Origin of the sequence: Wolbachia endosymbiont of Tribolium confusum, from assembly GCF_020405475.1 — a bacterium.
Classification (GTDB): domain Bacteria; phylum Pseudomonadota; class Alphaproteobacteria; order Rickettsiales; family Anaplasmataceae; genus Wolbachia.
In genome coordinates, this window is sequence record NZ_JAIZNT010000012.1 from 17,919 (window position 1) to 29,423 (window position 11,505).

An 11,505-nucleotide genomic window follows, 5' to 3' on the forward strand; every position below is an offset into this window, starting at 1 on the left:
ATATGCGAAATTTATATCCAAGTGATATAAGTCGAGAAAAGTTTGAGATTATTGTAGCAGATCTGGAGTCTTGCAGGAAGAGGACAAAGCCAAGAACACTTGATTTATATGATGTATTTTGTGGAGTGTTATACGTCTTAAAAAGTGGCTGCCAGTGGAGAATGTTACCAAAAGAGTTTCCAAAATGGCGGAATTGTTACGACTATTTTAAGAAGTGGAGTGAAAAAGCAGATGCAAATAAAGAAAGTGTTCTGGAGCTGGTATTAAAAAAAAATAGTTGGCGTGGTCCGACAAAACAATGGTCGGAAAGAAAAAACCAGCTTCTGCATAATTGATGCACAAAGCGTAAAAAATGCAGATACTGCTGAAGAAAAAGGCTATGATGCAGGCAAAAAGGTTTCAGGAATAAAACGCCATATTGCGGTAGATACGCAAGGTTTACCCCACGCAATTTATATAACAACGGCAGAAATAACTGATCGTAGTAGCGCTGTGAGAATGGTTAAAAATGCTAAAGAAAACCTATCTGAAGTTAAAAATATACTAGTTGATGCTGGCTACACAGGAGAAAATTTTGCAACACAAATAAAAGCAACTATTGGCGCTACCGTTGAAGTAATAAAGCGAAACGAATTACACACCTTTGTCGTATTGCCGAAAAGATGGGTTGTTGAGAGATCTTTTGCTTGGTTGCAAAAATGTAGGCGATTGTGGAAAAATTGCGAGCGGAAACTCAACACTAGCCTGCAAATGGTCGTTCTTGCTTTCGCTGCTTTGCTTCTGAAAAGATTATGAACAGGCTCTTATAGTAAAAGTGTAACAAGAATCTATAATTGACTTTCCGGTAGGGAAAACATATTTTTGGATATCATTATGTTGTTTTAAATATTCAAGCCCTCGCTTTACTAGTTGATCGTTAGCCTGTTTTTCTTCCATTAATTCTTCTATATATTGTTCAGGTTTTATACCTACAAATGCACGTAACCCTTCAATAATTCTTTCTCTTCCAGTTAAGTGAACTATCTCATCAATTTTATCAACTCTTTTTACTGCCATATAAATATCAGTACCAATAAATACTACAGCTCCAATTGTAGTACCAATAGGACCAGTAACACTTGATACCCCCTCTAGTACTTCAAAAGCCTCAGCAACTTCTATACCAATCTCTGCAGCATCAGCTCCCAAATAAATGCTATCTCCTATAACTGGTATTAGAGCATCTTTATCACCACTTTCTAGTTCTCTAATTTGATTCACTAAATCATAAACAACAAAAGCTGAAGTACTACGAGCAAGAAAAGGTGATGCTGCCTTTAAAGATCTACCAAGAAGTAACTTACCATCTATAATGAAACCACTTCCTTGAGCATTAACAACTTTCACAATTTTAGTAAGCCCTCGACCTCCAGCAATAAACCCTAAATTAATTGCTACTCCTGTGTAATCACCGCTTAAAAAATCAGCTAAAACATTTTTAGCAATCATACCATGCATTAGAATGCTAGAAACTTTTCCTACCTTGTTTAAGTGGCTTATAGCCTCTCGACTACGAACTATCTTATTGACTAAACCTTGGAACTTACCTGTAACTTCAACTTGGCCTGCTAAATCAATGAACTGAACGCGTTTACTTTCATCTTCTACACCTTTTATATAATAAACAAATATTTCGCTATTGATTTTAATTTTATTAACGTTTCTTTTCTCACTCTTTTCTTCATTAAATTCGTCTATATCTTTCCATAAAGCTAAACAGCGGTTAGTATCCCTTTTCCTTCTATGACCTAAACAACTACCTAGATTGAACCTATTTTTTGGTTCGATTAATGACCTTCCTGAAGTAGCAGCTATAGGATGTAAGAGAGTAAACTTTTCAACACTTTTAACCATAGAAGATATTTTACTTTGCTGATTATTTTCTTCAGCCAATATTAATTTAGAGCACTTATCTACTATATTTTGATCATATCCATTTAACGAAAGATCGTTTTGTAAATTCTTTGATAACGATGAAACCTGAGTGCTATTCGATTTATCTCTAAATTCAGTGAGTTGCTCTAAACTACAGAAATTTTCTGTAAAGCTAACCTGGTCCTGAAGTGAAGAAAAACCAAGACATTGATATGTTGGTTCTTTGTTTTCTCTTTCAAAACCTTCAACTGATATTAAACATTTAAAGTCATTTTCTACTTTAGGACTATATTTACTTTTATTCTGGTAATTTTCTGAAGCTTTACCAATTAAACTTTGTATTTTTCCTACCTCGTGTAAGCTAAACTTATCTAATCTGCGTATTGTTATTGGTTCTAAGCCTAAATCAAACTCCAATGTAGAAATCCTATAAGACTTACTATTATTCCAACCTTTTATCTTGATCGTATGATTGGACCTCTTATCACAAAATATCAGATCTGTACCACTACTAGAAACTTCAATCTGATTAGGAGCAATATTCTTTAATATCATTACTCCTATGCGTTCCTCCTCTTGCCCTACAAAAGTTGAAATATTTCTCTCTAATTTTTGATTATGCTCAATATTAGTAGAGTTACTAAAATCTATAATGTATTCTTTTACAACCTTTTTATAGTCATCTCTAAGCTTGTCTTTATACTCCATTACATTATCGATGTTCTCTAATAAACCAGGAGATGGAAAAAGATCATTGTTATTCCAGAGAGAATAAGAAATATTTTCCCATTTACTTCGATCAGTATAGAATCCTTCTATTCTAATGATAAAAGGAATTTCACTTTCTCTTATTAATAAAAGAGCATCTTTATCTTTGTATTTCTCAATATCTTCAAGACGGGAATCTATCACTACATGATCATCTTCAAAATCTTTAGGCAATAAAAACATACTCTGAGCTTGTGTAGCTTGTAAAAAGGGAACTAATTTGCCTTTTCCTGAAGAAGAACATGACATTGACTGTATGTTAGGGATAAAAGCTTCTCCTTTTTTGTTCATAATTATAAAATGCCTATGATTATGATCTTGCAGGTAGTTTTTTACTTGAATACTAATGTTGCTATAATTTAAATGCAAGTCACATTGCTGGATTGAAAAACCTTTTTCAACCTCTGGTATAAATAATGTGTCCACTTTTTCATCATCTGAATTATTATCAATCTTAACTTCTTTATTATTTATATCATCAGTAATAACATATACGTCCCTTCCTTTTCCTCCTCTCGCAAACATAGTGCCTTGATCAAAGTTGATTACATCATCTCCTGAAGAACCAAAAACCATATGTGGAACAACACTATTATCTTGACTCTGTGTTTTGTCTCTAATAACACTCAAAACTTTATAATCCTTATCATCGTTTAAAATCTTTTTGTAATGATTTTCAACATCCTTAAAATTACCTAAAGAATGTTCTGAATGTAATTCAAATGAATTAATCTTTATAGTTGCTGAGTCTGATCTCTCAATCTTAGGAACAATATTACTACCATTTTTATCTATCAGTACAAAGTGAGGTTTTTTACTGCTCTGCTCGACATAATTTTTTACATCAAGAGTAAATTGATTATTTTGACCAAAATTTATTTTCAAAGATAAAGTATTACTCTCTTTAGAGTAGGTTATCTGATCACAATCACTTAATAAATCAATCTCTGGAAAAACTACAGTTCCTGTTCCATCTACATTAATTTCTGAATATAAACCCCTACCTTCATAGTCTGCAACTTTTACGTAAAAAGTATAATTGCTTTTTCTACCCTTGACTGTAGTATAAGGCGAAATAATTACTTTTCTGCAATTTTCAACTACATCTTCTCTATTTCTATTAAGACCACCGCCACTATCTATTATAACATCACGGCTATCACTTTCTGTAAAATGCTCAGAATAACCCATGCACAAGATCTCATCTACCTTGTTCTGCCTTCCAATATAATGGTAATTAAAGAGGTTGTTACTAACATCATCATCAATCAACAAACGATTATTTATTCTTACCTTTAATCTCCCATAGGCATTAGGCTTAAAACGATAGTCAATCACACCTGTAACTTTATTTTCTGCTAATTGACTTAGATCAAGTATATTAATAGAGTTACTTCCACCAATCATTTTGCCTGAAAAGCTAGGGTTATTTACAAGAACAAACCTATTTACTACATTATTACCACCAGTTATTTTTGTTGTACCTGGATAAATGAGAAAATTATTGTTCCATTTATTGCTTCCAACAATTTCGCCTTTATCTATATTTTGTAAATCATAAACAATTGTACTACCTTTTTGTTTCGTTTTTACCCTACTATCGTGACTAATAACCATTGCATTCTCACAGTAGTATAAAGGCGGTTGAACTGAACTTGTAATACCTTTTTCATAATCCTGCCCAGTAACCTTTGGCAAACAAATCCTGCTGGCACCTGGTATACTATCAGGTATGACACGTGAAAGATCTTTGGTACTGGTATCTTCTTTATCCATCAAAATCTTTGCATAATCAGGCCGAAGAGTATTATCACTTACTTTTCCAAGACCAACACCATAAGCAACAACACTATTAGGAGCATTATTTAAAGCCTTCCATACTTCTTTAGCTAGACTATCAACTGTGTTTTTTCTATCTGCAAGGTGTTGCACATCAGATGCCATATCTTGAAATAGAATCGTTCTCCAAAATATGCTCCAGTTTTCTCCATGGGTCGTATCATACTTTTTCTCGTACTCTACAATATTGCTGACACCACTGTAAACTCCATAACCTACCATGAGCCCAAATCCAACTGCAATACCAACCACCGGCATACCAGCTGCTGTAAGAGCAACACCAGAAACAAATGACACTCCAGAAAAGGATATAGATGCTATATTATCCCTTATTTCTTTCTCTCCGCATGGATTATCACTACTTTCTCTATTTTTACAGTCTACAAGATTATTTGCTGATATGCCTATATCAATAATATCAAAGACACCACCTACAGCCCCTGCCACACCTTTTGCTACTGTACTTCCAAATTTTACTCCTGCAACTCGAATAACAAATTTTGTCTGTTTACCTAAAGTACCTGGTATAATTTTTCCTACAACCTTTTCAGCTGATGTTACAACTCTTGGAGTAATTTTAACCATTACATTCTCAATTGGTTGAGATGCAAAAGACCATCCTACTCCGCCTAGATTTAATCCACAATCCGTTGCTGTTCCATCTTTGCAAGATACAATAGCTCCATGGATTCCTCTTATCAATTGTATTCCACCTGCAGCATTCATTAATCTGCTTTTTAATTTTGGATTTTTTGTTAAACCACCATTTTGTTGTAAAACATCACCTTGCAAATCCTTAATACGCTCATTCTGAATATAGCGCTCATACCCTTGATCTCCAATCACCTTATCAACTAAATATTTATAGTCACCTTCAATATTTTTGTTTCCAATAAACTCTACTAGCTGAGCGTTTTTCCCTTTATCTTGACTGCTTTTAACATAAGTTAGAAATTTCTCACTATCAATTATAATTTTGTCTACATTATTTTCATCTATATTTCCTTTACTGAATTTTTCTACATCACCCTTCGAAAACAAACAGTTATTAATGCTTCTCTTGCTTCTACTACTTTGCCCCACACAACTATTTGGATCAAATCTCTTTCCAGGCTGCTGCTGACTAAAACTAAAGATAGAGCTATGAATTACTTTAACAGAAGCAAACTCATCTTTGCTCATTAAGATAAGAGAATCTGCATTACTTACACTTTTATCAAACACAACGCCTATAAAACCCACTTCTTTTCCATCTGTAAGTGTTTTATAAGTTACACCTTTTACATACTCTGTATTTATCTGATCATTTGCCTCCTTTACCAATGCATCAGCTGTCTTACCTTCCCTTGGTCCTTTAAGTTCTAAACCTACTGGATCGTATTCTTTAGCACTGCTAGCCTGATCTGCAAACTTAATACCATGCACTAGCATATCAATACGTTTTCCCCTTCCAGTTTGAAACTCTGTTAATACTAAAGCTCTGTTTTCTTGTAATTCTCCTAATTTTATATCACTGTAGTGGCTAAATACTCCATGAAACACAGCTTGAGTATGTGCTTCTTTTTCTATTAAATCTTTAAAAGGCAGCATTGCCTCACCTAACTTTTCAAATGACTCCTTATACTTGCCTATTGATTGAGATCGATCTTGTGAAGAAGCAAGCTGAGACTCTAATACCTTATCAAATGTTTCCTTGAACTCGGTAGGATAAGGAATATCTTTAAAATTACCTTCAAATTTATTAGTTTCTCTTCTATTATACTGCTCTAGGGAAACGGATTCTCCCACCTCCACGCTAAAATACTCTTCAAATTTTGATTTTTTCTTAATGTTAAAACTAAGGTTTAGTTCAACTATTTTCCTGTTTCCTATTTCTTGCTGAAGTTGATCAAGAGGAATTCCCTTGTTCATCGCATTATCTCTTCCATCTGTTTCAACAATATTCATCACACAAACTGATTTTTGAACATTGATTGGAATAAATACCATTGTCACAACTCCATGGCTTTGATCCAAGTTAGATGGTTGACCGGCACCTTGCCCTTTACTTTTCTGATCTTTAAGACGTTGAGATTTAGGTTCAGGTTGAGCTTCTGTGGGTATATTTTCTCCATAAATAAAAACGTGCTTTTTAAAACTGCTTTCTAAAACTTGAACTTCATTTAATAACAGAGACTGCCCTAACAAAAACCTACTAAAATAATGATTATCTCCTGTACCAGGAAATGTATGGTAGATACGCTCTATGTTATTTTGAACTTTCTCCTTCAGCCCTTCTTCATTAATTCTACCATTATTTCGTCCATCAATAGATTCCATTATATCATTAAAAAGAGGGGTGATTTCTTGATCACGTGATTTAGCAACGATATTCGAAACAGGGGATGGATGATCAAGGTTTACACCAACGCATAGCATGTCATTTGCAGTAGTTAAAATTCTCATTACATTCGGTTGAAAACCTTTTGTATAATCCTCAGCTTGCTTTAAAGCAGTAGTTGGTGCAGTTCCACTCTTTTCTCCTATTTTACCTTCTTCTAACTCTGCTTTAGTAGCAGCCTTCATTTCTATAATAATAGGAATAGCATTCAATGACCTATCCTTACCACGAGGCACTAAAACAATATCAGCGTAACCTCTCCCTGCAAATTGCTCTAGATAAACCCTAAGATTATGTCTATAGCGAAAATTCACTAGGGCGCCTGCTATAAACCCATGATGTGCTGTTTCCCGGAGTTGAACGATAACCTTTTTGCCATTGGATAGCGTACGCTTTTCTTCACCGTACATAAGTGAATCCTTGTATTCAGAGTGGATTTTACTAACTTTTTTAAGAATTTCTTCGACAGATTCCTTTACTTTTCCTGCATTCGAATTAGTTAGCTTCGCTATATCACTTTCTGGATTATTCCATACCCCCTTTTTTATTTCCTTAAACTCATGTGTTGTAGAAGCATCATTGTCCAATTTATTACTTTCCACATTAATAGATATTCCTGCCATTTTCCCTTTGTCATCTTTTTCTTTAGTGATTTCTACCAACCTCACACCTAGCTTACCTTGATCTCTAGCTAGCCTCACAATGTTATTCCTGGCGACTTTAGTATTGCCTAATATCTTATCTAGCTCACCATAGCTAAACTTTTTCTTTGTGCTACCAGATTCTGCAATAACAAAGAGCCTTACTTTATCAGCAGCATCTTCTGGGCTTTTGATTTCTCCTTTTTTAATAACAGCTACTTTTAGAGTCTTTGCACTATCAAAACTAAAATATACTTTCTCAATGTTCAGCTTTGTTGCAATTTCTGTGTCTACCAAAGTAGAAAAGCTTCCTAGAAAGAAATGAGGAAAAAATCCTTCTTTACCTACTGAATGTAAATACGATGGAACCTGATCAATATATGATTGAAACCTTGCTTTGAAAGATTTAAAATCACTTCCCTGTTGAGTTGAAGTACTTGCTACATCTGAACTCACCTCTCTAATTAATAGTTCTATTAACTCAAAATCTTGTGGTCTTTCTTCGTTCGGCATATAACCCTCCTTTTATACATATAATATTTTAATGATCACCTACCCCCACATAAGATTGTTTACTAAGCTCTACCTCAGTTAAATCACCACTTGGACCAGGTATGTTTTTTTGATCAAGTTCTTTATCAGCAGACTTGCCATACGCTAAAAACTTATTTAATGAAACATGATCTCCTTGCTCTAATATAGAACGTATATAATTTGCTTTTTCAGAAGACATAAACTCCCTAATCTGATCAGAGTTAGCTTTATCTAAAATTGCCCACACTGGCTTCATAAAACCTTTTTCAACCAAATGCACTGAAAATCTTCCTTGAAAAACAGAGTTATTCATCATTTCTTTATTCAATGTCAAAGTACGATGATCATCAAATCCCTCTCTTGTCCATATACGTATAAAAATTTCCATAGCTGTACTTAAATAATGCTCTGGGCATTCCTTTACCATTAATTTTAACCAGAGATAGTAATCATCTTCTGGAATATTGCATGGCTTCAAAAAATCAAATAACTTCTGAAATAGATCAAAATTAAACATTTCTAGCATTCTGTATAAAGAGGCATATTCAGTATTCCTTTCCAAATCTCTTTTCAAAAGCTCTGGATATCTATCAGGATTTATCTGATTAAGGAAGAACTCGAATATATCAGGGTAAACGCGAAAATTAGGTCCTGCTGAATAAATTGCATTTTTCATTAAGATCTCATCCTTTTTCTGTTCACTCATTTCATTTTCAGGCAATGATTTTATCTTATTCCAAAAGAATTCCACTGCTTCTACTTTTTTCCAATCTACTGCACAATCAAGCCCATACTCATATGGATGACGACCTCTTAAATCCAATTTATCAAGATACCCACTAATAAAATGTGACCAAAACTGTGCTATAGGACCTTCTCCACAACACCTAACTAAGTGATGATACTCAAGCAAGCTATCATTACCTTGAGCAGACAATTCCTCTTTTCTTTCCTCAAAGATAGCTCTTATTTCATCCTCCAAACAACACTCACATGCAATTCTGTATCTACTTGCCCTGCCAAAAGCATTATCTGAATCTGGTAGTGTAGTAAGCCTTTTACCTACCTCCCGTCTATTAAGCTTGACTCCATGTAATCCTCCTACTTCCTCCCAAGACTCCTTATCAGATAACACTTGTGCAATAAGATTGTATCCTTTTTTACCACTTCTTCCAATTATCTTCGAATGTGTATAGCACCAGCGTTCAACTTGGAGGAGCTTAGATGCCCTATAAGGATCATCCTCTTTAACAGATGAAAACAAAACTTCCGGAATATCTCCACGGTCCATAATTACCCCTCTTTGCAAATGAATAAAAAAATACTTTGATTCTTAACCCTCTCACATACCATAATGAATGAGCTTCTATTATATTCTAGGCATGTTGCTCTACCTTTAAAACTTTGTCAATTACTATTTTAGAAAAATTTTCTAACCCAAAGTAGTTTTAGGCAAAAGGCTCTTAATAGGCTCAATATAAGGCCTTTTATTTGCTTTTAAATTCTGTTTTTTATAAATCTACCTTAATTACTATTCTAAAATGAACTAGTATTAATTTAACAAAATATATTATTAATATCTCAAATAACTTAACCATTTCCAGCGCCCAAAACTGCTACACGTGAGAACAATTTTCTTTGGAATCTTATGGTCTACCATTTGTACCGTACGAACTTTTTTATATTCTGACTTTGATATACGCTAAAACTAGCCACATTAGCACATTTCATCCATGTCTACATACGAACTGTTTTGCCTAAGATTATGGAAATAATTTAAATTTTCTATTTTTATAACCCTATTTTACGAGGCTTGTTCTCACAAATGTATGACCTTTTTTGAAGGAGTAAATAATTGAAATCCTTATGACACTAAGTTGAAGTATTTTTCTATCAAATTCGAAATAAAAGATATTTTTCTATACCTATGTACAACAAATTTGCAGTTTCGAGAAACATATAAAACTCTTGCTGATCATATCAAGTATGTAATAATCAAAGCATAGGTTTTTAAAATGAGGTAAAATTATGTGTTCTAATCAGTTGAAAGAACAAGATTTTTATGCAACATGCACCATACCAATTTATCAAGTTGGTGTGAGTGTGAGAACTACGCTGTCATATTTAGCTACTCTCAGTAGTTACTTAAAAATAGATGAACATCATGTACAAGAAAGTAATAGTAATACTGAGTTACATTGTGCTGCTTTTCATGGTAACTTAGAAGTAGTTCAAGCTCTGTTAGAAAAAGGAGCTAGTGTTGAAGAACGAAATAGCAAAGGCTGTACTGCTCTTCATTGTGCTACTGAAGGTGGTTGCTTAGCAGTAGTTAAGTACTTTATAAATGAAAAAAGAATCAATGTTAACCAAAAGAACGATGATAATGATACTCCTTTACATATAGCTGCTGAAGATGGCCACTTAGAGGTAGTTCGATTTCTGTTAGAAAAAGGAGCTAGTGTTGAGGAACCAGGTAACGAAGGGCGTACTGCTTTGCATTATGCTGCTAGAGAAGGTCACTTAAGAATAGTTCAAGCTCTATTAGATAAAGATGCTGATATTGATGCACAAAACAACAATGGCGATACTGCTTTGCATCTTGCTGCTGAAAATGGTTGCTTAGCAATAGTTAAATACTTTGTAGACGAAAAAGGAATTAATATTAACCAAGAGAACGATGATAATGAAACTCCTTTGCATATTGCTGCTAGCGAGGGACGCTTAGAAGTAGTTAAATTTCTGTTGGAAAAAGGAGCCGTTTTTGAGGCAAAAGAAAATGATGACTTAACTGCTTTGCATTATGCTGCTACAAATAGTCACTTAGAAGTAGTTCAAGCTCTATTAGATAAAATGGATAATGCTGACATACTAAAGAAGAGTTTCAAATATGTCTTGCATATTGCTGCTCGAGAGGGTTACTTAAAAATAGTACAAGCTCTACTAGACAAAGGTGCTGATATTGATGCACAAAACAAGGATGGCGATACTGCTTTGAATGAAGCTGCTGGACGTGGTCATTTGCAAGTAGTTCAATGTCTGTTAGAAAAGGGTGCTAGTTTTGAAACACGAAACAACGAAGGCTGTACTGCTTTGCATATTGCTGCTGAAACTGGTCACTTAGAAGTAGTTCAAGCTCTGTTAGACAAAGGGGCTAACGTTGAAGCAAAAAGCAAAAATGGCAGTACTGCGTTGCATGAAGCTGCTAGAATGGGTCGCTCAGACATAGTTCAATATCTTGTAGAGGAAAAAAAGGCTACTATTGACGTAAAGGACGTTGATTGTAATACCCCCCTGGATTTAGCTGATAGAAACGGCCACAAAAATATTGTTGAGTATCTTAATTTTCAAGAAAAGAAGCATTCTGAAACTTCAAAAGCAATAAAGACTAGTTTCTCTGTAGGTGTAATAGCCATGTTGACAGTAACTATG

Annotated in this window: 4 protein-coding genes; 2 read left to right on the top strand and 2 right to left on the bottom strand. The window is 34.2% G+C overall.

All coding sequences use genetic code 11. The features are described from left to right. Positions 1-2: 2 nt before the first annotated feature. Positions 3-795 (top strand): IS5 family transposase gene (locus LEM02_RS06660; protein WP_226079615.1). Its coding sequence is split into 2 segments (ribosomal slippage): positions 3-266 and positions 268-795, totalling 792 coding nucleotides; the frame shifts between segments, so codons are not numbered across the junction. Here the strand turns inward: LEM02_RS06660 and LEM02_RS06665 are convergent. Continuing rightward, positions 790-8,055: a hypothetical protein gene (locus LEM02_RS06665; RefSeq protein ID WP_226080818.1), complete on the bottom strand. Its 7,266-nt coding sequence runs from the start codon at positions 8,053-8,055 to the stop codon at positions 790-792. The genes LEM02_RS06660 and LEM02_RS06665 overlap by 6 nt on opposite strands. A gap of 28 nt (positions 8,056-8,083) precedes the next feature. Next, complete coding sequence (locus LEM02_RS06670; RefSeq protein WP_226080820.1) at positions 8,084-9,367, bottom strand: hypothetical protein; 1,284 nt, start codon at positions 9,365-9,367, stop codon at positions 8,084-8,086. Positions 9,368-10,104: 737 nt separating this feature from the next. On the opposite strand from LEM02_RS06670, the gene LEM02_RS06675 reads away from it, so the two are divergent. Beyond that, a partial coding sequence (locus tag LEM02_RS06675; protein WP_226080822.1) for an ankyrin repeat domain-containing protein occupies positions 10,105-11,505 on the top strand: 1,401 nt, incomplete at its 3' end.